We start from the raw sequence: 23825 nt of genomic DNA on the forward strand, positions 1-23825 counted from the left end.
TCCCCCCGGACCTGGTCCGGGGGGACCCGACGGTGGCTGGAATTCAGTGGTCCAGCAGCCAGGTGAGGATCCGGGGCAGTGCGTGCAGGGCGTCGAAGTGCGCGGCGGTGGGTTCGAGGACGGCCGTCGCACCCGGGATGCGCTCCGCGAGCCAGCGGGAGTGGCCCACGGGTGAGAAGACGTCCTTCTCTCCGTGCCAGAGCATCACCGGGCCCTTGATGTCGGCCGGGTCGAAGCCCCAGGGGCTGCAGAAGGCGAGCGCGTCGTCGACCCAGCCGTACGCGGAAGTGCGCAGCGCCTCCTGGTAGTTGCGGAGCAGCATGGACCTGACGCCTGCGTCCGACACCACCATCCGGTCGGAGTCGGTCAGCTCCCTGCGCAGATCGTCGAGCAGCCGGATCGGGTCCTGCCTGATCTCGGCGGAGCGCAGGATGAACCGCTCGGTCATCCCTGCCGGGTCGTCCGACGCGCTGGTGTATTCCAGGACATTGGACGCGGCCATGCCCTCGAACCAGTCGAGTCCGTCGGCGTCCCTGGGTGCGAGCGTCACCAGAGCGGCGGTGCGGGTGACCCGCTCCGGCATCAGGGCCGCGCAGGCCAGCGCGTGTGGTGCGCCGCCCGAGCGGCCCACCACGGCGAACCGCTCCAGGCCGAGCTCGTCGGCGATCGCCCGTACGTCCTGGGCGACATCGGCGACGCTGCGGCCCGCCAGCCGGTCGGAACCGCCGTAGCCGGGGCGGTCGTACGCGATCAGCTGCGTACCGCGCTGGTACAGCACCATGCCGCGTGGTGCCGGGCCCAGTCGGCTGCCGGGGGTGCCGTGCAGCAGGAAGACCGGTCTGCCGCGCGGATCCCCCAGCCGTTCCACCATCAGATGCCGCCCGTCCGTCACGCGCATCCGACGTCGCACTCCCGCGCCCCCTTCGTCGTAAGTGCTCTGTGCAGGCATGGTGAGCCTGGCATTCCCCACCGATTCGATGATTACCCATCAGCGGGTCATACGGGGACTCCCTTTGACGTCATTTGGGGTCTACCGTCGAAGAGGTACGTGCACGCGCGTCCACATCGCACCCCAGGGGGCCGTGATGGTAGAGGCACTGGTGACGGCCGGCGCGACGGCAGTGTCCGTCGGAGTCGTCTACGTGATGGCGGCGGCCCGGGTCGTCAAGCAGTACGAGCGGGGCGTGGTCTTCCGGCTCGGAAGGCTCAAGTCTTCAGTGCGCGGGCCCGGTTTCACGCTCGTTGTCCCGTTTGTCGACCGGCTGCGTAAGGTCAATATGCAGATCGTGACGATGCCGGTGCCCGCGCAGGACGGCATCACGCGGGACAACGTGACGGTGCGCGTGGACGCCGTGATCTATTTCAAGGTCGTGGACGCCGCCGAGGCCATCGTCCAGGTCGAGGACTACCGCTTCGCGGTCTCGCAGATGGCGCAGACGTCTCTGCGGTCGATCATCGGCAAGAGTGATCTGGACGATCTGCTCTCCAACCGCGAAAAGCTCAACCAGGGGCTGGAGTTGATGATCGACAGTCCGGCGATGGGCTGGGGTGTGCAGATCGACCGGGTCGAGATCAAGGATGTGTCGCTGCCGGAGACGATGAAGCGGTCGATGGCGCGCCAGGCCGAGGCGGACCGTGAGCGCCGGGCCCGGGTCATCAACGCCGACGCCGAACTCCAGGCCTCCAAGAAGCTCGCCGAGGCCGCCAAGGAGATGTCGGAGCAGCCCGCTGCCCTTCAGTTGAGGCTGCTGCAGACTGTCGTCGCCGTCGCGGCCGAGAAGAACTCCACCCTGGTGCTGCCGTTCCCGGTGGAGCTGCTGCGCTTCCTGGAACGAGCCGCTCCGCCGCCGGCGGCGCCGCCTCCCGCAGGGGCGCAACCGCCCTCGGAAACCGGTTCCGCAGAGTCGGAAACAAGACAGGACTAGTCCTTACGCGCTGCCCATGGCGTCGTTGCACGCGGTGTTCGCAAACGAAACCGACCAGTGTGGACGCCTTCTGTGAAGGCGCTGTGAACGCCCGCGCGTTGTCGTGTGCCCGTCCTGAAGTCGACCTTGTGTGCTACCGAGCGGTATCGGAATAGTGGGCGCTCCATCCTCCGTGTCCGGGCACCCCACTTGTCCGGGCGCGGCCCCCACAGGAGGTTGATGTTGAAGCACCGACGCATGCCCAAAAGGAAAGTGGCGATGGCAGGCGGCGCTGTTGTCGCTCTGGTAGCCGCGGGCGTCACCTTCCAGAGTGCGAACGCCAGTGACAACACTGAGCAGTTCGCCGCCAAGCCGCTGTCGGCGGTGGCGGCCGGAAACCTTGCTTCCACCCTCAGCAAGGACCTGGGCGCCGACTCGGCCGGCACGTACTACGACGCCGAGGCGAAGTCCCTCGTCGTGAACGTCGTCGACGAGGCGGCGGCCCAGATCGTCCGCAAGGCGGGCGGCAAGGCCAGAATCGTGGAGAACACCCTCGCCGAGCTGAAGACCGCCCGGCAGACACTCACCACCAAGGCGACCGTTCCCGGCACCTCCTGGTCCGTGAACCCGGTCACCAACACGGTGGTCGTCACCGCCGACCGTACGGTCAAGGGCGCTCAGTGGACCAAGCTCAGCCAGGTGGTCAAGGCTCTGGGCGGCAAGGCGGAACTGAAGAAGTCCGCCGGGGAGTTCAAGCCGCTCATAGCGGGCGGCGACGCCATCCATTCGGGCGGCGGACGCTGTTCGCTCGGCTTCAACGTGGTCAAGGACGGCGAGCCGCACTTCATCACCGCCGGTCACTGCGGGAAGGCCGGCAGCGAGTGGTCCGATTCCGCGGGCGGCGCGCCGATCGGCACCATGGTCGACTCGCAGTTCCCCGGCAACGACTTCTCGATCGTCAAGTACAGCGACAGCACCGAGCACCCGAGCGAGGTCAACCTCTACAACGGCAGCTCGCAGCCGATCACCAAGGCGGGTGAGGCGACCGTCGGTATGAAGGTGCAGCGCAGCGGTTCGACCACCCAGGTGCACGACGGTGAGGTCACCGGACTCGACGCCACAGTCAACTACGGCAACGGTGACATCGTCGAGGGCCTCATCCAGACCACGGTCTGCGCCGAGCCCGGCGACAGCGGCGGCTCGCTCTTCGCGGGCGACACCGCGATCGGTCTGACCTCCGGCGGCAGCGGTGACTGCTCCTCGGGTGGCGAGACCTTCTTCCAGCCGGTACCGGAGGCGCTCGCGGCCTTCGGCGCCGAGATCGGCTGACGCGCGCCCGGCAAGAACCGGGGCTCCGCCCGGGCCCCGCGCCTCAAACGCCGGCAGGCTGAATTTTCAGCCCGTCCGGCGTTTGAGGACTGGAGGGCCGGGGGTGAAGCCCCCAGTTCGCCGCCCGGCCCTCACGCGAGGGGTCCGGCCGCGGTCCCGCCCCCGACTGTCACGTCCGCCCCGATCGTCCTCGGCGCCCGGTCACTCCGGAACAGCGCGCACGCCATCGTGACCAGCGCTCCGCCCACCGCCCACGCGGCGAGCACCAGCATCGGGCCACCCGCGCCGTTGCCCTTGAAGTACGCGATCGAGCGTGCCGTGAAGGTGCCGGCGCCCGGCGGCAGCGCGGGTCCGATGGCCCGCCAGAACGGCGGCAGCAGCGGATACGGATACGCGCCGCCCGCGCTCGGATTGCCGAGGACGACCACGAGCAGGATCGCCAGACCGATACCGACGATGCCCGCCAGCCCCTGGAACGCGAGGGTGATCGCCCCGACCGCGAAGACCACCAGGGCTCCGAGGCCCCACAGCGCCATGATGCTGCCGGGCAGCGCGCCGAGGATCGGGCCCGCGATCACCGTGCCGAGCAGACCCGCGGTGATCGCGTACAGCAGCAGCGCGCCCAGTCTGATCAGGGCGCGTGCCGTATTCGCGGGCCGCGCGCCCGCGCTGATCGCGAGGGCCGCCGCGCAGAGGTAGCCGCCCACGCACCATCCGATCACCAGATAGAACGAGGACAGCCCGCGGGCGTCACCCTTGGCGTCCGGGACCACGTCCACGACGGTCACGGTCCGCCGCTGCGCCTTCTCGGCCTGATCGATGATCTGGGTGAGGGCCTGCGAGAGCGAGGTGCCCGCGCCGCCGGCGACCAGCAGCCTGTCGGTGGTGCCCCGCGGGTCGATGATGAGCGCCCCGTCGACATCGCGGTTCCTGATCTGCTCCAGCGCCGTCGCCCGGTCCCGGGCGGCGCGCGGGTCGAGCGGATCGCCGGGCAGTGCGGAGAGCCGCTGCACGGCCTGGTCGGTGGTCCGCGCCGCGGGCGCGACGACGGCCAGTGGGATCTCGTGCGGCTTCGGCTGGTGGAAGGCGCCGATGTACGACGTAATGAAGGCGAGCTGGAGCGCCAGCACCCCGATGACCAGGACCGCCGCCCGCGTACTCACCGCGTCTTTGACCTCACTGAGGAAGCCCGTACGAGGGCCGTCCTGTGTCTGAGCCATGGCCCCACGCTCCGTGGCGCACGGTGTCCATGCAGGTGGGACGGGGCCGAATGGCCGATGGCCCGGTGTCGCACGAATGTTCGAAACTTGGTCTATGGTGGAGACGGGGGAGGTGAGACGGTCTGATCCAGGAGGTGCGGGTGCCCGGGTTCACGCATCTGCACACCGTTTCCGGGTTCTCCCTGCGCTATGGAGCCTCGCACCCGGAGCGGCTTGCCGAGCGCGCCGCCGAGCGGGGCATGGACGCCCTCGCTCTGACCGACCGCGACACCTTCGCGGGCGCGGTCCGCTTCGCCAAGGCCTGCGACAAGGCCGGAGTGCGGCCGCTGTTCGGTGTGGACCTCGCGGTGGGCGAGCGGGCGCGTAAGGAGGGGCCCACCGAGCGGCGGCGCACCCCGGTGCGCGGCGGGGCGTTCGTGGACGAGTCCGCGCCCCGTACCGTCTTTCTTGCCCGGTCCCGCCAGGGCTGGGCCGAGCTGTGCCGCATGGTGACCGTCGCCCACGCGGCGGACGACGGCAGCCCGCTGCTGCCCTGGAGCGAGAACCACGGCGACGGGCTGACCGTGCTGCTCGGCCCGGCATCCGAGATCGGCCGGGCACTGGCCGCAGGACGTCCCGACCGCGCGGCGAAGCTGCTCGTGCCCTGGCAGGAGCGCTACGGCGACCGGCTGCGCCTCGAGGTCGTGCACCACGGCCTCAAGGGCACCGGCCCCGGCTCGCTGCGACATGCCGCCCGCACCCTCGGCTTCGCCGCCGAACAGGGCGTACGGGCCGTGCTGACCAATGCCGTCCGGTACGCCGACCAGGGGCAGGGCCCGGTCGCCGACGTCCTCGACGCGGCCCGCCGCCTCGTCCCGATCGACCCGCGCAAGGGCCTCGACAGCGGGGAGCGCTGGCTCAAGGACCCGGCCGGGATGGCCCGTACCGCCGAGCGGGTCGCCGAAGCCGCCGGCTTCCGGCGCGACACCGCCCACCGGCTGCTCGCCATGACGGAGGAGACGGCGGCCGAGTGTCTGGTCGACCCCGAGGACGATCTGGGGATCGGCGCCGTCCACTTCCCGGAGCCGCATCTGGTCGGCGCGGGTCTGCGCACCCCGCAGCGGGTGCTGGCCTCCCGCGCCGCCGCCGGAATGGTGCTGCGCGGCTATGACGGCCGCCGAGAGTACTGGGAGCGGATGCACCACGAGCTGGACATCATCGCGCACTGGGGCTATGCCTCGTACTTCCTGACGGTCGCTCAAGTCGTCGACGATGTACGGGAGATGGGCATCCGGGTCGCCGCGCGCGGCTCCGGGGCCGGCTCGCTCGTCAACCACCTCCTCGGCATCGCGCACGCCGACCCCGTGGAGCACGGGCTGCTGATGGAGCGCTTCCTCTCCAAGCGGCGCGCCGTGCTGCCCGATATCGACATCGACGTCGAGTCCGCCCGTCGGCTCGAGGTCTACCGCGCGATCATCGGCCGCTTCGGCGAGGAGCGGGTCGCGACCGTCGCCATGCCCGAGACCTACCGGGTGCGCCATGCGGTACGGGACGTGGGCGCCGCGCTCTCCATGGACCCGGCCGAGATCGACAGGATCGCCAAGTCCTTCCCGCACATCCGCGCCCGCGACGCCCGCGCCGCCATGGAGGAACTGCCCGAACTGCGCGAGGTGGCAAGGGAGTACCGGCAGGAAGGGGCACGGCACGGCCGGCTGTGGGAGCTGGTCGAGGCGCTGGACGCGCTGCCGCGCGGGATCGCCATGCACCCGTGCGGGGTGCTGCTCTCGGACGCCACGCTCCTCGCTCGTACGCCGGTGGTGCCCACCAGCGGCGAAGGCTTCCCCATGTCGCAGTTCGACAAGGAGGACGTGGAGGACCTCGGGTTGCTCAAGCTCGACGTCCTGGGGGTGCGGATGCAGTCGGCGATGGCGCACGCGGTCGCCGAGCTGCGGCGGGCGACGGGGGAGGAGCTCGACCTCGACGACCCGGAGCAGGTACCGCCGGGCGACCCGGCGACGTACCAACTCATCAAGTCCACCGAGACGTTGGGCTGCTTCCAGATCGAATCGCCGGGCCAGCGCGATCTGGTCGGCCGGCTGCAGCCCTCGACCTTCGACGACCTGGTCGTCGACATCTCGCTCTTCAGGCCGGGGCCGGTCGCGGCCGATATGGTGCGGCCGTTCATCGAGGCCCGGCACGGCCGGGCGCCCGTCCGCTATCCGCATCCGGATCTGGAAGGGCCGCTGAAGGAGACGTACGGAGTGGTCGTCTTCCATGAGCAGATCATCGAGATGGTGCACATCATGACCGGCTGCGGTCTGGACGAGGCCGACCGGGTGCGGCGCGGGCTCTCCCATTCCGAGTCGCAGGGGAAGATCAAGGTCTGGTTCGCGCAGCACGCGGAGGTGAGGGGGTACGGGCCAGAAGTGATCGCCCGGGCCTGGGAGATCATCGAGGCTTTCGGCTCGTACGGCTTCTGCAAGGCGCACGCGGTGGCCTTCGCCGTGCCGACGTACCAGTCGGCGTGGCTCAAGGCGCACCATCCGGCGGCCTTCTACGCCGGGCTGCTCACGCACGACCCCGGGATGTATCCGAAGCGGCTGCTGCTGGCGGACGCGCGGCGGCGCGGAGTGCCGGTGCTGCCGCTGGATGTGAACCGGTCTGCGGTCGGTCATCGAATCGAACTGGTGTCTGATGAGGGGGCTGGGCAAGGGGTGTGGGGGCTGCGGCTCGCGCTCTCGGACGTCCATGGCATCAGCGAGGCGGAGACGGCGCGGATCGAGGCCGGGCAGCCCTACTCCTCGCTGCTGGACTTCTGGCAGCGGGCCCGTCCCGGGCGGCCGGTCGCCGAACGGCTGGCCCAGGTCGGCGCGTTGGATGCCTTCGGTGCGAACCGGCGCGATCTGCTGCTGCATCTTGCCGAACTCCACCGGAGCCATCGGGGCCACCGGGGTTCCGGGGCGGGTTCAGGAGCGTACGGAAGTCAACTCCCGCTGGGCGACGGGCAGAAGACGGCCCCGGTCGGTCTCCCGGACCTCGGTGACGCGGAACGCCTCAGCGCCGAGCTCGGCGTCCTCGGCATGGATGCCTCCCGCCATCTGATGGGCGATCACCACACCTTCCTGGAGGAGCTGGGAGTGCTTTCCGCACAGCGGCTGCGCTCGGCACAGCACGGGCAGACGGTGCTGGTCGCGGGCGCGAAGGCGGCCACCCAGACACCGCCGATCCGGTCCGGCAAGCGGGTCATCTTCACCACGCTCGACGACGGTACGGGCCTGGTCGACCTGGCCTTCTTCGACGACAGCCACGCCACGTGCGCGCACACCGTCTTCCACTCCTGGCTGCTGCTGGTGCGCGGGGTGGTGCAGCGGCGCGGACCGCGCAGCCTCAGCGTGGTCGGCGCGGCGGCCTGGAACCTGGCGGAGCTGGTGGAGCTGCGGCGTACGGGTGGGCTCGACGCGGTCGCGGCGCGGCTGGCCGCACCCGTACCGGTGGAAGGGGAGGGGTCGGGCGACAACGGCCGCCGGATTCAGCTGCCGACGGGCTATGAGCTGAATCCCTGGGCCGACCTTCAGCCGCCGGGTGAGCAACAGGCCGCCACCGGGCGGAAGTTGTGGCACCAGAGCCCTGGGAGCGCGGGATGATCCTCTATGTACGCTTCCGGCGGCCGCCGCTGTGTGAGGCGGGGCACGACGCGGGGCGCAAGGCGGGCGGCGGGGTCGAGGCGGCGCTGCCCGCGCTGCTCGGTCTGGCCGAGGACATCAGCCCCGTCGTACAGGCGCTCCCGCCGGACGCCGCGCTCATCGATGTACGGGGCGCCGAACGGTACTTCGGACGGGACGCGGCCCAGCTCGCCTCGCTGCTGCGGGTGCGTGCGCTCGCACACTGCGGGATGGACTGCGTGATCGGGGCGGGACCGAACCCGATGCTGTCCAGGATGGCGGCACGGGAGACCACGCCGGGGACGACCCTGGTGGTGGCGGACGACGAGGCGGTGGGGTTCCTGGCCGACAAACCGGTCGCCGCGCTGGACGGGGTCGGGGCGGCGACGGCCCGCACCCTGTGCGCGTACGGCCTCGACTCCATCGGCAGAGTCGCCGGCGCGCCGCTTGCCGTACTCCAGCGGATCGTCGGTGCGCGCGCCGGGCGCGAGCTGTGGGAGCGGGCGCACGGCATCGACCGTACGAAGGTCGTCCCGAACGCCGCCGCGCGCTCGATCGCCGCCGAACGGTCCTTTGCGCGCGATGAGTTGGATCCGGTGCAGCACCGCAGGGCGCTGCTCTCGATCGCCGAGGAGCTGGGGCGGGGGATGCGCGGCGAGGGCCAGGTGTGCCGCTCGCTGAGCCTCACCGTGCGGTACGCCGACCGGTCGACAACCACGCGTGCGCGCGCCCTGCGCGAGCCCACCGCCCACTCCATGGCGCTCACCGGTGTCGCGTACCGGATCCATGAGTCGCTCGGCCTGCAGCGGGCCAGGGTGCGGAGCCTGTCGCTGCGTGCGGAGGATCTGACGCCTGTCGAACGGGCCGCGCGGCAGCTGACGTTCGACCCCGCGGACGAACGGGCGCGGCGGATCGAGGCGGTGGCGGACCGGGCGCGGGCCAGGTTCGGGCCGCAGGCGGTCGTGCCGGGCTCGCTTGCCGCGTAGCGCCCGCTATTGACACGCATTCAGTTTTTACCGGCGCGTAACTTCCATTCCTTCGTTACTCGTGCGTAAGTTGACGACAGCGCCAAAAAACCAGCCATCGCTACTCCCTTGAGCCGCAAGGAGACTGCTCGATGCTGCCCTGGAAACGTGCCCTCAGACCGCTGGCCGCCCTGTTCCTGGCCGCGGCTGTCGCCCTCACCCCCGCCGCCGCCGCGAACGCCGATTCGGCCAATGTCGCCTCTGCCAACGCGGAATCCGCACCCCACAGCGGATGGAACAACTACTCTTGCCGGCCCTCCACCGCCCATCCCCGCCCCGTCGTCCTCGTCCACGGAACCCTCGGGAACGCCGTGGACAACTGGCTCGCCCTCGCTCCGTACCTGGTGAACCGCGGCTACTGCGTCTTCAGCCTCGACTACGGACAGCTCCCCGGCGTGCCCTTCTTCAACGGCCTCGGCCCGATCGACAAGTCGGCCGAGCAGCTCGACACGTACGTCGACAAGGTGCTCGCCGCGACCGGCGCGTCCAAAGCGGACCTCGTCGGCCACTCCCAGGGCGGCCTGATGCCGCGCTACTACCTCAAGTTCCTGGGCGGGGCCGACAAGGTGAACGCGCTGGTCGGCCTCGGGCCCGACAATCACGGCACCACGCTGAGCGGCCTTGCCAACCTGCTGCCGTACTTCCCGGGCGCCGAGGATCTGCTCAGGGCCGCCACCCCGGGGCTGGCCGACCAGACGGTCGGCTCCGCCTTCCTGACGAAACTCAACGCGGGCGGCGACACCGTGCCCGGCGTGCACTACACCGTCATCGCCACGCGCTACGACGAGGTCGCCACCCCGTACCGCTCGCAGTTCCTGGTCGGACCGGATGTGCGCAACGTCCTTCTCCAGGACCTGTGCGCGGTCGACGTGTCGGAGCATCTGGCGATCGGGCTGTTCGACCGGATCGCATACCACGAGGTCGCTAACGCGCTTGACCCGGCGCACGCGACGCGGACGAACTGCGCGTCGGTCTTCTCCTGAGATTCCCGGGAGATTCCTGAGAAACGAGCGACTGCGGTCCGTTTCCCCTCGGGGGGAGCGGACCGCAGCCGTTTCTCCAGTGCTGACGATCAGCGGCCGTGACGCCCGCCGGTGGCCGTGGCCTTACGGCGGACGGTGCCGAACATCGCGGCGGCACCGACGGCGAGGGCGGCGGCGCCGACGACGGCGATGTACGGGGTGTTGCTGTCGCCGCCGGTCTCGGCGAGATTCTCGCTGCGGGCGTCCGGCGCGACAGCGGGCCTGGCGGCGCCGTTGGCCTCGGGAGCGTTGCCGGCCGACTGCTCGGCCGGCTGTTCGGCCGGGGTGGCCGGAGCCGCCGAGTGCTCCGAATGCTCGTCGCCGCCATGGCCGTTGTGGTCGACCGTGGACTTGTCCGTGCCGTCCGCGATCTCCTTGTCGGAGGGGGCGGAGGCGACCGGGGCCGCACCGCCGCCCGCGCTGCCGTTGTCCTTGCCAAACACGACGTCGGAGCAGGTGTAGAAGGCCTCGGGGGAGTCCGAGCGCTGCCAGATGGAGTAGATCAGGTGACGGCCGGACTTGTTCGGGACGATGCCGTCGAAGACGTACTCACCGTTCACCAGCTTGGGGTTGGTGACCTGCGCGAACGGCTTCGCCTCCAGGTCCGACCATTTGAGGGCCTTCGACGGGTCGTAACCATCCTTGGTGAGATACAGCTCGAAGGAACCCTTGTGCGGGGCGGTCGCCTTGTAGTGGAAGGTGTGATTGCCGGAGGCGAGCTTGGACGACGGCCAGTCGCCGCGGGGCAGATCGAGGCCCTTGTACTTGTCGCGACCCGCGCTGCACAGCTTGCCGTCCGGGATCAACTGCTTGTGGTTGCCGGCGGCGTTGGCGATGTTGACTTCGTTCCAGTCGTAGAAGGCCTGCGTCCCACTGGCCGCGACCGCCGCCTTGCAGGCTGCCGAGTCCGGGCTCTCCGGCCCCTCGGCAAAACAGGCGGACACCCGGCTGACCGGGTCCGTCATCGACCCGTGCGCAACGGCCGGAGCGGCAGCCAGCCCGGCCAACGCGAACGGTGCGAACCCGAGGGCGGCGACCGAGGCGGCCTTACGGCGAGCGGTCATGGTGACGTTCTCCTTCAAGCGGCATATGGGGGGACCCGAGGCAGGCTCGAACGGGCGGTGCGGCCCCCCGTAGGACCTACTGCGCCGACTGTTCGAACCGGCCCCGGCGATCAGCAAGCTAGCCGCTCGGAACGTCGAAATCGCCTGCTGGGAGGGGGTGATGGCGATCCTTATGGTGGCTTTAAGGAGGCGCTAAGAGGGGGCACAGGAAACGGGAGCGGTGGCAGGGCTGGCTCCCCGGTGGAGGCGGTCCATCGTCCGTAGTCGTCCAGGGCGAACCGTTTCGTGTTGGCTTCGGTGGCTCCCTGTGTGGCTCCCCGAGCGGGAAGCAGCGAAGTAAGTACCCACATGTCGAAGAACTGATGTGCCGTGTCGCCACCTGCGACCCCGTATGAACGAGGCCCGTTGACCTGCGAGGGACCGGCGGTTGACGGTCGTTGTTGGTCCACCCGGGCCACACTGCGCCGGCCGGCCCCTCGGCTGTCCGCGGCTGTCACACCCGGCCCTCACCCACGGGAACAGCTGTCGGACCGGCAGGCCGATCCCGGTGGAGACTGTCTTCAACCCCACAGGGGTCGTGCCACCCGTGGTCGTTGTTTGGTCCCGCCGAAGCACGCCCGGTTGCAGGGAGAAGGGGGATCTGGGCCAGCGGGATCGGTTTCTCCGCTGTTCCATTTGACTCGCAAGGGCGCGCCTCGCACCACCGAGAAGGTCTACCGCAAGCAAATTCGGCCGTACACCGGCACTGCGGGCAGGATTGAGAACGCCCGAGTTGCTGTCTACCTCGTCTACGCCGGTCGGCGCGGGCACGCCGCAGTGGACCGTGAACTGTACGTTCCGCGCTCGTGGACCGCCGACCCCGACAGCTGCCGCGCCGCAGGGCTCGGCGGGGAGACCCCCTTCGCCACCAAACCGGAGCCGGCAGCCCGCATGGTCGCCCGTTTCCTGGACGCCGGCCATCAGACCGCATGGGTCGCAGCGGCTTCAACGGGGCGGCCAGAACGGCTGATCAGTGCTCATCCCGGAGCGTCTGTTCCCGCCGCTGCCGCGCCGGGATGTCGGGGTGCGGCTGCTGGCGGTCTCAGGCGGGGTTGGCCCGTTCCCATGCTTCGCGGATTGCGGCCGGGATACGTCCGCCGTCGGGTACTTGGTAGCCGTTGGCGCGTGCCCATTCTCTGATGGTGTTGCCGGCGACGGGTGGCCTGGGTGGGGGCTGCGCGGGTGTCCAGAGGGTGGGGTCTGAGGGGGTGAAGCAAGTCGCCTGCTCGAGGAGGTCCTTGGGGAACGGGGGGACGGTTGTCTCTCCGCTGAGGACGGATGTGAGGAATTGGGTGAGGGTGCCGTCGAAGGTGAACCAGCGGGGTCCGCGGGCTTCGTTTACGGCGATGCGCCAGGTGTCGGGGGCGTCCTGCGGCTCGGTGATCCAGAAGAGGTATTCGCCGTTGTCGGTGCCGCCGATGGCGAAGAGGTGCTGCGGGTCATAGGGGACGGGGTGCGTGCCGTGGTCGTAGTCGACTTGCAGCTGTGTGCGGATCCGGGCGGGCATGGGGCCGGTGAGGTCGACCCATTCGGTGATGCCGTGGGGGTGGTAGATGTGGATGTAGTTGCAGAAGACTCCGGGACCATAGGTGGCTGCGAGCTGCTTGTAGTCCTCGGGGAGCCGCATGCCGAGGCCGGCTTCGACGCTATTCCAGTTGACGGGGCGGGATGGGCGTGGGGGTGGTGGGCAGAGCTGGGTGAGTGCGGTCACTGGTGTCCTCGGCGGCGTCGCGCTTGCTGGGCGGCGTGCGCGAGGCCCAGCGGGTCGGCCAGGGTAAAGGGGTTGGGTACGTAGGCGTAGTGGTTGACAGCGGGGGCGAGGCCGAGCGGGTCGGGGGTGATGTACCGGGAGTCGCGCAGGCGGCTGGGGTCGGGCTCGCGCCCCTTCGCCCGGAACCTGGAGGCCCGGTGGAGCAGTTGACGACGGCCAGGGCGGCCCGTGCCGCGTCATCCGCGCGGGCTGGATGCCTCCAGGGTCGCTTTGTTCTCGGGAGTGGGTGTCTCCGGGGTCGCTCTGCTCTCGGGAGTCGGTGCCTTCCGGTTCGGCGTGATCGCCTGAAGGGCCCATTCCAGCGGCCCGCGCCTGAGCGAAGTGGCGCGGAAGGCGTACGCCCAGATGACACACCCCACCAGCGAGACGCCGCAGAACGCGCCCAGGGTCGGCCAACCGTGCTGCGGTTGCAGCTCGGCCCGCGCGAGGACGTGAGCGGCGTACACCGACAGGCCCATCGTCCCGACGACGGCCAGCGGGCGCAGGAGCAGTTCGAGCACGTGAAGGCGGCAGGCGGCCACGGCGAGGCCGATAAGCACCCAGCTGAACCCGATGTTGGCGACGGTCTCGAAGGGCGTCTGGCTGTAGGGATCGTCGACCAACAGCCAGGCCCAGGAGGTGCTGGGTATCGCGCCCGCCTGTTTGGCGAGCACGGCCTGCACCGGATCGGGGCCATTCACAGCGAACGCGTGGCTGTGGGCGATCGCCCGCAGCAGCACCTCGCGCCCGCCGCCGGGCCCCAGAGCCAGCGCGGACAGCCCGTGCCCGGCGAGCGTGGTCAGCGCTCCCCAACCGATGAGGCGGCCGGCGATGCCGGGCCGGCTCAGGTTTGCGACCCGGCCCAGTGCCATGCCGACGACCACGTAAGGGAAGTAGGTCAGCCAGGGGTACGCGCCGGACAGCAGCAGCGTATCCAGCGCGTCGCCGAAGCCGGACCAGCTGGTGACGGCTTCGAAGCCGGGGTAGCGGCCGCGACCGATGATGCGGTAACCGAAGTACGGCCCCAGGGCGTACGACAGGACGGGACCGAGGACCACGGAGACTGTGGCGACCGCGATCAGTGCACGGGTGCGCAGACGGGCGAGCGGCTCGGCGGCCAGGAAATAGATCGCGAAAAACGTGAGTATCACCGCTATCCCCGACCTCAGCTCCGTCAGCGCCAACCCGAGCGCCGCGAGTACGGCACACCGAATGAGGGTGCCGGGCAGCGCCCCGGTCGGCTGCGCGCGGGGCTTTGTGCCGCCGCGGGAGAGAGTGAGGGAGAGACCCGCGATCAGGGTGAAGATGGCGGGCGCGCGCCCGTCGAACGCGACCAGGAGATAACCCGCGCCCTCGGGCCTCACCGGGGGGCCGATGTGCGCGGCGAACATGGCGAACACGGCGATGGCGCGGGCAGAGTCCACGCTGAGCAGCCGCTTGTTGGCCGACGGTGCTGTACGTTCCTGCATTCTTGCTGCCCGCTCCCGCGTCTGTTCGTATCAACGGGCAGCGTTCAGGGACCCTCTGCGACCGATGCCGACAGAATGTCTGTGCGCCCATGCGGTATTTAGGAGGACGAGTCGGCTGTCCAGGTTGCCTGGTCCTACAATCAAAAATCTTGGTGTTGGTGGGTGATGCGCGATCGGGTCGAGTCGCGGAGGTTGGCCTGCCCCCCAACATCAGCCACCTGCCACTCCCGTTCAGAAGGTGCTCATGTGCGCTGGCAAGATGCATGCCGACGAGGTGGACATCGACGAATCTCTTGTGCGCCGACTGCTCGCCGCGCAGTTTCCGCAGTGGGCTGACCTCCCCGTCGAGTTGGTCGACTCCGCCGGGACGTGCAACGCCATGTACCGGCTCGGCGAGGACATGGCCGTACGACTCCCGCGCGTCGAGTGGGCCGTCGCTGACGTGGAGAGGGAGTACGAGTGGCTGCCGCGGCTTGCCCTGCCGCTTCCGGTTGCGATTCCCGTCCCGCTCGAGAAGGGAATGCCCGCCGAGGGCTACCCCTGGCCCTGGTCCGTCTACCGCTGGCTCGACGGCGAGACCCCGGCCGTCGGCCGCATCGCCGAACCCGGCCTGCTCGCAAAGGATCTGGCGGAGTTCGTCGCCGCGTTGCACCGGATCGATCCCGTGGACGGGCCTCCTGCGGACCGCGGCGTACCCCTGGCGACGCGAGACGCTCCGACGCGCGCCGCGATCCGGGAACTGCACGGAGTCATCGACACCGACACGGCGAACGCCGCGTGGGATCTGGCTCTGCAGGCCCCCGAATGGCCTGGCCCTGCCGTATGGGTCCACGGAGATCTGCAACCCGGGAATGTGCTGACCGTCCGTGGACAGCTCAGCGCCGTCATCGACTTCGGATGCCTGGGCGTGGGTGATCCGGCCGTCGACCTGATCGTGGCGTGGAGCCTGCTGACCGCCGACACGAGGAACGTCTTCCGGGCCGGCCTGCGGGTCGATGACGCGACCTGGGCGCTGTCGATCGCGCTCATCGAGCTTCCGTACTACCGGGACTCGAATCCCGTGATGGCGGCCACCGCGCGACACGTGATTCACGAAGTGCTCGCCGATCACGAGCACGCCCCATAAGGCGGAACGCGATCGGACCGGAGCCAGGCCAGCGGGCGGCGGCGCTCCGGGCGCGTGGTGTGGCTCAGGCGGCCATGCCGCTATCCGCGGTACGGGTACGAGGTGGTGGAGCGGCGCGTGGACGGACCGTACGACCGGATTCACTACCGCAAGTTGCCGGTCCGGCCATCGGACCACTGAGTGAGCCCCGCGAGTGCGGCCTACGAGCCGGTGTGACCGAGCAGTCCGGTCAACTCGCCGTCACGGGCGAGGAGTTCGAGCTCGTCGAGTGCCCGGACGGCTCGGTCCGCCGCCTCCGGGTCGCGCGCCGCCAGGCCGCTCTCCTCGAACTCGTCCTCGTCCAGGCGCAGTACGGACGACAGGTCCGCCGACACCCACAGATCGAGGTCCAGGTCCTCGACGACCAGCTCGCCGCCGTCGAGGACGGCAGGGCGGGTGATGTCGCAGTACCAGCCCTTCAACGTGCCGTCCCCGGCGCGGACCTCCTTCACCGCGTACCAGCGGGTCCGCCAGTAGTACTCGGTGAAGACATCGCCCGGCTCGAACCGTACGAAGCCGAAGTCGCGCGTCCCCGCACCCGCACCCGCCCACGGCGCGCGGACCGTGATGCGGTCGCCGTTGTCCTCGACCAGCTCGGCGGGATAGCGGATCTTGGTCCGGCCGGCCTTGACCAGCCGCACCTCAACCGAGGGTGCGGACATGACGTACCTCCGTCGCGCAGATCTCGTAGCCGAACCACTTGTTGATCGCCAGCATGGGGCCATTGTCCGCGTCATTGCTGGTGAACGCCTCCGTGTAGCCCGCCGCGCGGGCGCGGCGCAGCGAGTCGGTCTTGGCGAGCTTCGCGAATCCCCGCCCGCGGTGGGCGCGCAACGTGCCCGTCATGCCGGACATATAGCGGGTGCTGCCGTCCGAGTGGGCCGCTGTGAAGGCAGCGACCTCGCCGTCCACGAGCACGACCGTGCTCAGATCGCGGTCGAGCAGGGGGTTGTTCCAGGTGTGGGTGATCCAGTCGTCGTAGTCGTCGAAGTCCGCGCCGATGTCGCTGGGCTCGTCCGACGTGGCCTCGGCATCGGCCCTGAACATCGGCCGCGGATCGGCCTCGAAGTCCGCGGCGGTACGCAGCTCGACGCCCGCGGGCAGCTCGGGCATCGGCGGCAGCGTGCCGTTCGCCAGGTCAAGACGCTGGAAGTGGGCCGGACGGGTCGGCCGGTAGCCGTGCTTCTCCGCGAAGGCTCGGGACCCCGGCTCGTCCATCACCCAGGCATAGACGGTCCTCGCGCCCTCGGCTGTCAGATGCTCCTCGGCGGCGCGCAGAATCAGCGCACCCGCGCCTTGGCCGCGGTGCTCCGGGTGGACGTGCGGAGTGACGAACGACTGACCCGGCTCACCGGAGTCGTACGCGATGCCGACATGGGCCGTGCCGATGATCTCCCCGTCCTTCTCGGCGATCAACAGCCGGTACTTCTTGGCGGGGTTGGCGGACTGCACACCGAAGGCGACGGCCTCGGGTGTCGTCACCATGTAAGGGAGCGCGGCACGCCTGACGCGGGACACCGATGCGGCGTCATCGAGGCGGAAATCGCGGACGATCAAGGTCATGGGTAGGGACGGTACGTGCCCGCCGGGTGGCGTCGCCTCTCATTTTCCGGCGGTGAGAGAGAATCGGCGGGTGACCCTGAAGATCGCCATTGATGCCGATGCGGATGTCGCTCCGTACGAACAGCTGCGTACCCAGGTTTCCGAGCAGGCGCGGTCGGGCGCACTGCCGGTGGGCTACAAACTGCCGACTGTGCGCGGGCTTGCCGAGGACCTCGGGCTCGCCCCCAACACCGTTGCCAAGGCGTACCGCGCGCTGGAGACCGACGGAGTGATCGAGACCCGAGGCCGGAACGGCACGTTCATCGCGGCTGCGGGCGACGCGGCCGAGCGCCGGACGGCCGCGGCCGCGGCGGCGTACGCCGAGCAGGCGCATCGCCTGGGCCTGACCCGCGCCGCCGCGCAGTCGGCGGTGGAGGAAGCGCTGCGCGCGGCGTACGGGAAGTAGGAGGAGTCCGACGCCGCTTGCGGGCCCCGGGCTCACGCGTCCGGGCGCACGCTGAGCGGTGGCGCGGCTGTGGGCTCGCGCCGACGGGGCTCGCGCCATGCGAGGGCGCGGCACCGTGCTCGCGGCGTCCGGCTTCGCCGTACGTCAGCGGGCGTCGCACTCGCGCCGGCCGTGCCCGCGCTGTACGGCGACGGGGGCACCGTTACTCGCGCCGTCCGGCTTCGCCGTATGCCAGCGGGTGCCGTGCACGCGGCGTTCGTACTCGCGGCGTCCGGCTCAGCTCTACGCCAGCGGGCGCCGTACTCACGTCGTCCGTGCTCGCGCTGTACGGCGACCGGGGCACCGTACCCGCGGCGTCCGGCTCCGCCGTACGTCAGCGGGCGTCGCACTCGCGTCGCCCGTGCTCGCGCTGTACGCCGGCGGGGGCACCGTGCTCGCGCCGTCACGCTCACGCCGTACGACAGCGGCGCGGCGCGCTCACGACGCACCACCCCTGCTCACAGGTACAAGCCCGCGTCGGCGCCGTCGTTCTGGGCCGGGACCGAGGCCGGGCTGCTGCCGCGGCGCAGTGCGTACAGCTCGGCCAGCGTCGCGCCCTCGCGGCCCACGCCCTCCTCCGTGCCCAGCCAGTTCACCGACTCCTTGCGGGTCAGCGAGCCCACCTCGATCCGGGCCAGACAGCGCCCCGGGCGGACCACTGCCGGGTGGAGGCGTTCCAGGTCCTCGTTGGTCGTCACGCCCACCAGGACGTTACGACCCTGGCCCAGCAGGCCGTCCGTGAGATTCAGCAGCCGGGACAGCGCCTGGCCCGCGGTGTGCTTGGCCTCGCCGCGGATCAGCTCGTCGCAGTCCTCGAGCAGCAGCAGCCGCCAGCGGCCCTTCGACGTGCCCTCGTCCTCGCCGATCGCGATGTCCATCAGATAGCCGACGTCGTTGAAGAGCCGCTCCGGGTCGAGTACGCAGTCGACCTGGCACCAGTCACGCCAGGAGCGGGCCAGGGTCCGCAGCGCCGAGGTCTTGCCGGTGCCCGGCGGGCCGTGGAGCAGGAGCAGCCGGCCGGAGATGTCGTCCGGCGTGACCTTCATCAGCTGGTCCATCGCATCGGCCACCGGCGCCGTGTAGTTGGGCCGGACCTCCTCCCAGGTGCCCGCGGCGATCTGGCGCGTGGTGCGGTGCGGACCGCGCCGCGGCGAGACGTACCAGAACCCCATGGTGACGTTCTCCGGCTGCGGTTCCGGCTCGTCGTGGGCGCCGTCCGTCGCCTGGCCCAGGACCTTCTCGGCCAGCTCTGAGCTGACCGCCGTGACGGTGACGTCGGCGCCCCGGTTCCAGCGGGATACCAGCAGCGTCCAGCCGTCCCCCTCGGCGAGAGTGGCGCTGCGGTCGTCGTCGCGCGCGGAGCGCAGTACGGAGGCGGCCGGCGGCAGCAGTGTGGCGCCGGGCTTGACGCGGTCGATGGTGGAGCTGTGGGAGTACGGCTGCTCGCCCGTCGCGAAGCGGCCGAGGAACAGCGCGTCGACGACATCCGAAGGCGAATCGCTGTCGTCGACGTTGAGCCGGATCGGCAGAGCGTCCTGAGGCTTGGCAGACATGCGCCCATGATCCGGCACGGGGCCGCTGAGCGCACGGTGTTTTGACCGGTGGCGCGCACGGGGCCGGCCGGCGGCCGGTTCCGGCATCAGCCACCGGCCCGGCGGAGCTGCCCACCGGCCCGGCGGAGCTGCCCGCCCGTCCTGCGGGCCCCGCGCACCAGCGCATAACCCTTGGTCATCGCACGGTCCTTGGCGAAGTTCCGGGCGATGGATCTGCCGACGACGAGCCGCTCGAACTCCTCGATGTCCGTGCCGCGCCGCACGGTCACCCGCTCCAGGGCGTACGGCCCCTGCCTGCGCACGGCGAGAGCGTTGCCCACGGCGAGCGACTGCGCGAAACCGGCCGCGCGGACCGTACGCCGTACCCGGCGGCTGGAATAGCCGTACGGATAGGCGAAGGAGACCGGCCCGGTGCCCAGTTCGTCGGCGATGATGTCCCGGCAGCGGACCGTCTCGTACCAGAGGCGGCCGTCGTCGAGCTGATCGAGCTGCGGATGAGTGTGGGTGTGGCCGCCGATCTCCGTGCCGGCGGCGGCCAGTTCGCGCACCTGGTCCCAGTCGAGCATGGTGTCGAGCGCACCGCCCTTGTCGTAGGCGCCGCGCAGCCACCCGGTCGAGACGAACAGCGTCGACGCGAAGCCGTGTTTGGCGAGGGCGGGGAGGGCGTGCCGGTGCACACCCTCGTAACCGTCGTCGAAGGTGATCAGCACGGGGCGGCGCGGCAACGGGCCGCCACCCGACCGCCAGGCAGCGCCCAGCTGCGCGGTGGTGACCGGCGTGAACCCGCGCTCGCCGAGCAGCTCCATCTGCTCGGCGAAGGCGTCGGGCGAGACGGAGAGACCGTACGCGGCCTTCGCCGGCCGGTGTCCGACCGCGTGGTACATCAGAATGGGCACCGGCTGGTTCACTCGGGTTCACCTCGCGATGCAGCAAGGGGACCGGACGAGAACGTGGCGCCGCCCCGGCGGGCCCGCACGCTCCCCACCACATAGCCGCCCGCCGCCGCCGCGACCCCGGTGACGATCGCGCCCGCCCGGCCCGCACCGCCCCGCCGCCCCAGCACCACGTCGCGCAGCCCGCGCACGACTCCGGCCGGCAGGACCCGTGTGGTGTAGCGGCGCTCGGACTCGAGTCCCCTGGCCGCGCCCACACTCCGGGCCACGAGCGCCTTGGAGAGGCCCTCGGCGTAGGCACGGGTGCGGAAGTAGCCGAACCGCTCCCGGACGGCAGGCACCTTGTGGTGGATCACCGCTCGGTCGTCGATCAGGAGCACCGCGTCCGGCAGCGCCTTGGCGAGCCGGATGCACAGCTCGGTCTCCTCGCAGCCCAGCGGCCGTTTGTCGCCGTCCCGTCCGATCCCTGTGGCGAAGCCGCCCGAGGCGTCGAAGGCGCTGCGCCGGAAGGAGGCGTTGCCGCCCAGGACGTTACGGACGCGCACCTTGCCGGGCGGCAGCCCCCGGTAGGTACAGCCGACGACCCAGTCGAACTCCTCGGGGAACCAGACCGGTCGGCGGCCCGATGCCCAGGCGGCCATCGTCCGCCCGCCGACGGCCATCACCTGCCGGTCGTCGTATCCCTCGGCGAAGTAGCGCAGCCAGTCCCGCTCGGCCACGGCGTCGTCGTCGAGGAAAGCGACAAACTCGCCGCGGGCGGCGGCGATCCCCGTGTTGCGGCCGGCGGAGAGGCCGCGGGGGCCCGCATTGGCGAGCACCCGCACCTCCTCACCGTCTGCCGCGCTTTCCTTATACTCCTTGCCGAGCCGTTCGAGCAGCGCCGCGTTGTGGTCGACCACGAGCAGCGTCTCGAGAGCCGGCAGTGACTGGGCCCGTACCGAGTCGACGGCCGCCAGGATGTCCTCCCAGCGGTCCTCGGTGTAGACGCAGATCACCACGGAGAAGGCGCGGTCGCTCAAGACGCCTCTCCCCGCGGAATCCTGAGGCTGAGCGTCGCCGACGCACGACGGCGGGCTGCTCTTCCCACGCCTTTCTCCTTGAGTATCACTCTGAGGACCCGCAGTCCGTCCCGTACGGCGCTGAGGTTGCTGACGCCGTGGATGCGGAGGTACTCGTGGCTTGGCACCTCCTGGACCCGCAGCCCGGCCTTGACGACCCGGATGTTCATCAGGGTCTCGATCTCGAAGCCGGTGCAGTCCAGCGTGATGCTGTCCAGGCAGTGCTTCCAGAAGGCGTTGTAGCCGTAGCAGAGATCGGTGTAGCGGGCCCCGAACTTGGCGTTGACGACCGCGCACAGCACCCAGTTGCCGAGCTTGCGGATCGGAGTCATGTCGTCGGTGCCACCGCCGTTGGCGAAACGCGAGCCCTTGGCGAAATCGGCGCCGGAGACCAGTGCGGAGACATACGAGACGATCTCCTGGCCGTCCGCCGAACCGTCGGCGTCGACCATCACGATGATGTCGCCGGTGCAGGCGGCGAATCCGCTGATGAGGGCATCCCCTTTGCCCTTGCCGACCTGCTTCACGACCTTGACGTCCGGCCACAGTTCGCGGGCGACCTGAACGGTGTTGTCGCTGGAATTCCCGTCGACCAGAACGACTTCATGAATCCAGTCGGGAAGGGTCTTGAAGACGTACGGAAGATTCTCCGCCTCATTCATGGCGGGGATCACGACGCTCACGGGCGGGGTGATCGCGAGATGCGAGGAGATCGGGCGGTAGTTGGCGGATATTCGGCCGACTCCGCGCACCGGTCCTTCCGGATCAACGGCTGTTTCGGCGCTGTCCTCATGGTGCGACGGTGCGTGGTGCGACGGTTCAGTGAACGGATCTTGCCCCGGAGCGGCCGGGCGCAGGACTGAGCTCATGAGTCTGTTTCCCTCTCCACCGGTGGACCGCCCGCCCCCGGGCAGTCCGGATGAGTTTCCGGTTTGAAAGGGGGGTACTTCTCACCCCGGCCATGACGGCATAACGCTCCCTATCTGGTGGGTGAGCTGGCAAAACAAGCCGCGCGGTGTACGGCTCGGAATGAGCGCGAAAACCGAGCACGGCACCCCCCTACCGCGCCCCGCTCCGGATCCATCGCGACGCTTGAGCCCTCCCCTAGAGCCGCTTTGCATGATGAACCGTTGCGGGTGGATGTACGACGGTATTGATGATTAGGACTGTATGGCAAGACCTGGGACATGACCCCGCTTTTTTACTTTTTTGGTACCACTTCGGTGGTCAGGTGTGGAACCGTCCCGATCGGATCTTCTTGATCCCTTTCGTCAATCGATCCGCCGGGTTGATGAGTTCCGGCTTCCGCATTCGCCGGCCCAGTGCCCGGAGGAAGAGCAGAGCGGTGATCGCGGCCACCGCGATGATCCCTCCGCCGACCGTCAGGGTGTGCGGGGACGACCTGGTCTGAGCCACCAGCAGATCGATGACGAGCGCCCCGGCCGCTGCAGTGGCGGCGCGGGCTGCCGGGGCCGCCCGTGACAGCGCCGCGGCGATGCCGCAGGCCGGTCCGGCGAACAGGAAGAAGAGGATGAACGGCGCGCGCAGCGGCGACTGGACGTCGGCGAGCGCCAGCGCGACGCCCACCCCCGAGATGGCGACCGCGATGCCCGCGAGCACCGGCAGCAGGTCTGTCCGGACAGCTGTCGGCTTGTCTCTGAAGTTCTGCATGACCGACTTGCCCCCCAAGGCGTCGGATGCCAGGTCTCAATGCTGCGCAGTCGCCGACGCTCCGTCAAGAAGTTCTCACGGAAAAGTCTTGGCATGGACACTTCCGGTGAAGTATGGGGCCTGCTACGAAAGTTGTGGCAGAGATCCTGCTAAAGGGAGGTTCCATGAAACTGTCCCGAATCGCGGCATTCTCATCCTCACTCCTCCTCGGCGCCGTCCTCGCTCTCACCGGAGCCGGCCAGGCGCAAGCCTCGGACACCGCCCTGGCGCTCGACTATGTGGCCCTCGGCGACTCCTACTCATCGGGTCTCGGGGCCGGCAGCTACGACAGCGCAAGCGGCAACTGCAAGCGCAGCAGCCGTGCCTATCCCAAGCTCTGGGCGGCCGCGCATTCACCCTCGTCGTTCGGGTTCACCGCTTGCTCCGGCGCTCGTACGGGTGATGTCACGGCCGGTCAGCTCGGCCCCCTCAACTCCGCGACCGACCTCGTCTCGATCACCATCGGCGGCAACGACGCCGGCTTCTCCGACGTCATGACCACCTGCGTCCTGCAGTCCGAGTCCAGCTGCATCAACCGGATCAACCAGGCGAAGAGCTACGTCGACTCGACCCTGCCCGGCAAGCTCGACTCGGTCTACTCGGCGATCAAATCCAAGGCCCCGGCGGCCCAGGTCGTCGTCCTCGGGTACCCCCGCTTCTACAAGCTCGGCGGCAGCTGCATCGCCGGACTGAGCGAGAACGAACGGTCCGCGATCAACGGGGCCGCGAACTACCTCAACGCCGCCATCGCGAAGCGCGCCGCCGACCACGGCTACGACTTCGCGGATGTCGCACCCGCCTTCAACGGACACGAGATCTGCTCCGGGTCGGCCTGGCTGCACAGCCTCAACTGGCTCAACATCAGCGAGTCCTACCACCCCACCTCGTCCGGACAGTCCGGCGGCTACCTGCCCGTCTTCACCTCCCACGCCTGAC

20 protein-coding genes and 1 pseudogene are annotated in these 23825 nt (G+C 69.8%); 9 read left to right on the forward strand and 12 right to left on the reverse strand.

Features of this window, described 5'->3' with window-relative positions:
* Nucleotides 1–43: 43 nt before the first annotated feature.
* Nucleotides 44–898, reverse strand: coding sequence for an alpha/beta fold hydrolase (locus AB0D12_RS30330; RefSeq protein ID WP_362689653.1), 855 nt, complete (start codon nt 896–898; stop codon nt 44–46).
* A 187-nt stretch (nt 899–1085) separates the two neighbouring features.
* Between AB0D12_RS30330 and AB0D12_RS30335 the strand changes: the two genes are divergently transcribed.
* Both AB0D12_RS30335 and AB0D12_RS30340 read left to right on the forward strand, forming a co-directional pair.
* Complete coding sequence (locus AB0D12_RS30335; protein ID WP_362689656.1) at nt 1086–1925, forward strand: slipin family protein; 840 nt, start codon at nt 1086–1088, stop codon at nt 1923–1925.
* A 222-nt stretch (nt 1926–2147) separates the two neighbouring features.
* Nucleotides 2148–3233 (forward strand): S1 family peptidase, encoded by a 1086-nt coding sequence (locus AB0D12_RS30340; protein ID WP_362689832.1) that lies wholly within the window; start codon nt 2148–2150, stop codon nt 3231–3233.
* A 131-nt stretch (nt 3234–3364) separates the two neighbouring features.
* Here the strand turns inward: AB0D12_RS30340 and AB0D12_RS30345 are convergent, their stop codons facing one another.
* Nucleotides 3365–4453 carry a DUF3533 domain-containing protein gene (locus AB0D12_RS30345; RefSeq protein ID WP_362689659.1) on the reverse strand — a complete coding sequence of 363 codons (1089 nt, stop codon included), beginning with the start codon at nt 4451–4453 and terminating at the stop codon, nt 3365–3367.
* A gap of 140 nt (nt 4454–4593) precedes the next feature.
* On the opposite strand from AB0D12_RS30345, the gene AB0D12_RS30350 reads away from it, so the two are divergent.
* From AB0D12_RS30350 to AB0D12_RS30360, 3 genes are all read left to right on the forward strand, one after another.
* Entirely contained in the window at nt 4594–8076 is a 3483-nt protein-coding gene (locus tag AB0D12_RS30350) for a DNA polymerase III subunit alpha (protein WP_362689662.1), read from the forward strand.
* On the forward strand, nt 8073–9080 hold the full coding sequence (locus AB0D12_RS30355; protein WP_362689665.1) for a hypothetical protein: 1008 nt from the start codon (nt 8073–8075) through the stop codon (nt 9078–9080). Before AB0D12_RS30350 ends, AB0D12_RS30355 begins: the two co-directional genes overlap by 4 nt.
* Before the next feature lie 131 nt (nt 9081–9211).
* Nucleotides 9212–10102 carry an alpha/beta fold hydrolase gene (locus tag AB0D12_RS30360; protein WP_362689668.1) on the forward strand — a complete coding sequence of 297 codons (891 nt, stop codon included), beginning with the start codon at nt 9212–9214 and terminating at the stop codon, nt 10100–10102.
* Between the two features lie 89 nt (nt 10103–10191).
* On the opposite strand, the gene AB0D12_RS30365 is transcribed toward AB0D12_RS30360, so the two are convergent.
* On the reverse strand, nt 10192–11205 hold the full coding sequence (locus tag AB0D12_RS30365; RefSeq protein WP_362689671.1) for a lytic polysaccharide monooxygenase: 1014 nt from the start codon (nt 11203–11205) through the stop codon (nt 10192–10194).
* Nucleotides 11206–11880: 675 nt separating this feature from the next.
* On the opposite strand from AB0D12_RS30365, the pseudogene AB0D12_RS30370 reads away from it, so the two are divergent.
* Nucleotides 11881–12180: pseudogene (locus AB0D12_RS30370) on the forward strand (transposase); the annotation flags it as partial.
* A gap of 106 nt (nt 12181–12286) precedes the next feature.
* Here the strand turns inward: AB0D12_RS30370 and AB0D12_RS30375 are convergent.
* Together AB0D12_RS30375 and AB0D12_RS30380 are read right to left on the reverse strand one after the other, a co-directional pair.
* Nucleotides 12287–12955 (reverse strand): histone-like nucleoid-structuring protein Lsr2, encoded by a 669-nt coding sequence (locus AB0D12_RS30375; protein WP_362689673.1) that lies wholly within the window; start codon nt 12953–12955, stop codon nt 12287–12289.
* A 236-nt stretch (nt 12956–13191) separates the two neighbouring features.
* Nucleotides 13192–14463 carry a hypothetical protein gene (locus AB0D12_RS30380; RefSeq protein WP_362689676.1) on the reverse strand — a complete coding sequence of 424 codons (1272 nt, stop codon included), beginning with the start codon at nt 14461–14463 and terminating at the stop codon, nt 13192–13194.
* 244 nt (nt 14464–14707) lie between these two features.
* On the opposite strand from AB0D12_RS30380, the gene AB0D12_RS30385 reads away from it, so the two are divergent.
* Entirely contained in the window at nt 14708–15589 is an 882-nt protein-coding gene (locus AB0D12_RS30385; protein WP_362689679.1) for an aminoglycoside phosphotransferase family protein, read from the forward strand.
* 200 nt (nt 15590–15789) lie between these two features.
* Here AB0D12_RS30385 and AB0D12_RS30390 read toward each other — a convergent pair whose 3' ends face one another.
* Both AB0D12_RS30390 and AB0D12_RS30395 read right to left on the reverse strand, forming a co-directional pair.
* Complete coding sequence (locus tag AB0D12_RS30390) at nt 15790–16290, reverse strand: DUF402 domain-containing protein (protein WP_362689682.1); 501 nt, start codon at nt 16288–16290, stop codon at nt 15790–15792.
* Nucleotides 16271–17191, reverse strand: coding sequence for a GNAT family N-acetyltransferase (locus AB0D12_RS30395; protein ID WP_362689684.1), 921 nt, complete (start codon nt 17189–17191; stop codon nt 16271–16273). The genes AB0D12_RS30390 and AB0D12_RS30395 overlap by 20 nt, the downstream gene beginning before the upstream one ends.
* Before the next feature lie 70 nt (nt 17192–17261).
* Here AB0D12_RS30395 and AB0D12_RS30400 point away from each other — a divergent pair, with 70 nt between their 5' ends.
* Nucleotides 17262–17636 (forward strand): GntR family transcriptional regulator, encoded by a 375-nt coding sequence (locus tag AB0D12_RS30400; RefSeq protein WP_362689687.1) that lies wholly within the window; start codon nt 17262–17264, stop codon nt 17634–17636.
* Nucleotides 17637–18133: 497 nt separating this feature from the next.
* Here AB0D12_RS30400 and AB0D12_RS30405 read toward each other — a convergent pair whose 3' ends face one another.
* The 5 genes from AB0D12_RS30405 to AB0D12_RS30425 form a co-directional block, all read right to left on the reverse strand.
* Entirely contained in the window at nt 18134–19228 is a 1095-nt protein-coding gene (locus AB0D12_RS30405) for a DUF5925 domain-containing protein (protein ID WP_362689689.1), read from the reverse strand.
* Nucleotides 19229–19314: 86 nt separating this feature from the next.
* Complete coding sequence (locus tag AB0D12_RS30410; protein WP_362689835.1) at nt 19315–20112, reverse strand: polysaccharide deacetylase family protein; 798 nt, start codon at nt 20110–20112, stop codon at nt 19315–19317.
* A gap of 20 nt (nt 20113–20132) precedes the next feature.
* A complete protein-coding gene (locus AB0D12_RS30415; protein WP_362689692.1) occupies nt 20133–21140 on the reverse strand; it encodes a glycosyltransferase family 2 protein in 1008 nt (335 codons plus the stop codon).
* Nucleotides 21137–22048 (reverse strand): glycosyltransferase family 2 protein, encoded by a 912-nt coding sequence (locus AB0D12_RS30420; RefSeq protein ID WP_362689695.1) that lies wholly within the window; start codon nt 22046–22048, stop codon nt 21137–21139. Before AB0D12_RS30420 ends, AB0D12_RS30415 begins: the two co-directional genes overlap by 4 nt.
* Before the next feature lie 358 nt (nt 22049–22406).
* Nucleotides 22407–22850: a hypothetical protein gene (locus AB0D12_RS30425; protein WP_362689698.1), complete on the reverse strand. Its 444-nt coding sequence runs from the start codon at nt 22848–22850 to the stop codon at nt 22407–22409.
* 164 nt (nt 22851–23014) lie between these two features.
* Between AB0D12_RS30425 and AB0D12_RS30430 the strand changes: the two genes are divergently transcribed.
* Nucleotides 23015–23824 (forward strand): SGNH/GDSL hydrolase family protein, encoded by an 810-nt coding sequence (locus tag AB0D12_RS30430; RefSeq protein ID WP_362689701.1) that lies wholly within the window; start codon nt 23015–23017, stop codon nt 23822–23824.
* The last annotated feature ends 1 nt before the right edge of the window (nt 23825 follow it).

This window comes from Streptomyces sp. NPDC048479, from assembly GCF_040651435.1.
GTDB lineage: Bacteria > Actinomycetota > Actinomycetes > Streptomycetales > Streptomycetaceae > Streptomyces.

Coding starts and splice junctions, on each gene's coding strand:
- AB0D12_RS30330 (WP_362689653.1), bottom strand. CDS start 898: ATGCGCGTGACGGACGGGCGGCATCTGATGGTGGAACGGCTGGGGGAT.
- AB0D12_RS30335 (WP_362689656.1), top strand. CDS start 1,086: ATGGTAGAGGCACTGGTGACGGCCGGCGCGACGGCAGTGTCCGTCGGA.
- AB0D12_RS30345 (WP_362689659.1), bottom strand. CDS start 4,453: ATGGCTCAGACACAGGACGGCCCTCGTACGGGCTTCCTCAGTGAGGTC.
- AB0D12_RS30355 (WP_362689665.1), top strand. CDS start 8,073: ATGATCCTCTATGTACGCTTCCGGCGGCCGCCGCTGTGTGAGGCGGGG.
- AB0D12_RS30360 (WP_362689668.1), top strand. CDS start 9,212: ATGCTGCCCTGGAAACGTGCCCTCAGACCGCTGGCCGCCCTGTTCCTG.
- AB0D12_RS30365 (WP_362689671.1), bottom strand. CDS start 11,205: ATGACCGCTCGCCGTAAGGCCGCCTCGGTCGCCGCCCTCGGGTTCGCA.
- AB0D12_RS30380 (WP_362689676.1), bottom strand. CDS start 14,463: ATGCAGGAACGTACAGCACCGTCGGCCAACAAGCGGCTGCTCAGCGTG.
- AB0D12_RS30385 (WP_362689679.1), top strand. CDS start 14,708: ATGTGCGCTGGCAAGATGCATGCCGACGAGGTGGACATCGACGAATCT.
- AB0D12_RS30390 (WP_362689682.1), bottom strand. CDS start 16,290: ATGTCCGCACCCTCGGTTGAGGTGCGGCTGGTCAAGGCCGGCCGGACC.
- AB0D12_RS30395 (WP_362689684.1), bottom strand. CDS start 17,191: ATGACCTTGATCGTCCGCGATTTCCGCCTCGATGACGCCGCATCGGTG.
- AB0D12_RS30405 (WP_362689689.1), bottom strand. CDS start 19,228: ATGTCTGCCAAGCCTCAGGACGCTCTGCCGATCCGGCTCAACGTCGAC.
- AB0D12_RS30410 (WP_362689835.1), bottom strand. CDS start 20,112: ATGTACCACGCGGTCGGACACCGGCCGGCGAAGGCCGCGTACGGTCTC.
- AB0D12_RS30420 (WP_362689695.1), bottom strand. CDS start 22,048: ATGAGCTCAGTCCTGCGCCCGGCCGCTCCGGGGCAAGATCCGTTCACT.
- AB0D12_RS30425 (WP_362689698.1), bottom strand. CDS start 22,850: ATGCAGAACTTCAGAGACAAGCCGACAGCTGTCCGGACAGACCTGCTG.
- AB0D12_RS30430 (WP_362689701.1), top strand. CDS start 23,015: ATGAAACTGTCCCGAATCGCGGCATTCTCATCCTCACTCCTCCTCGGC.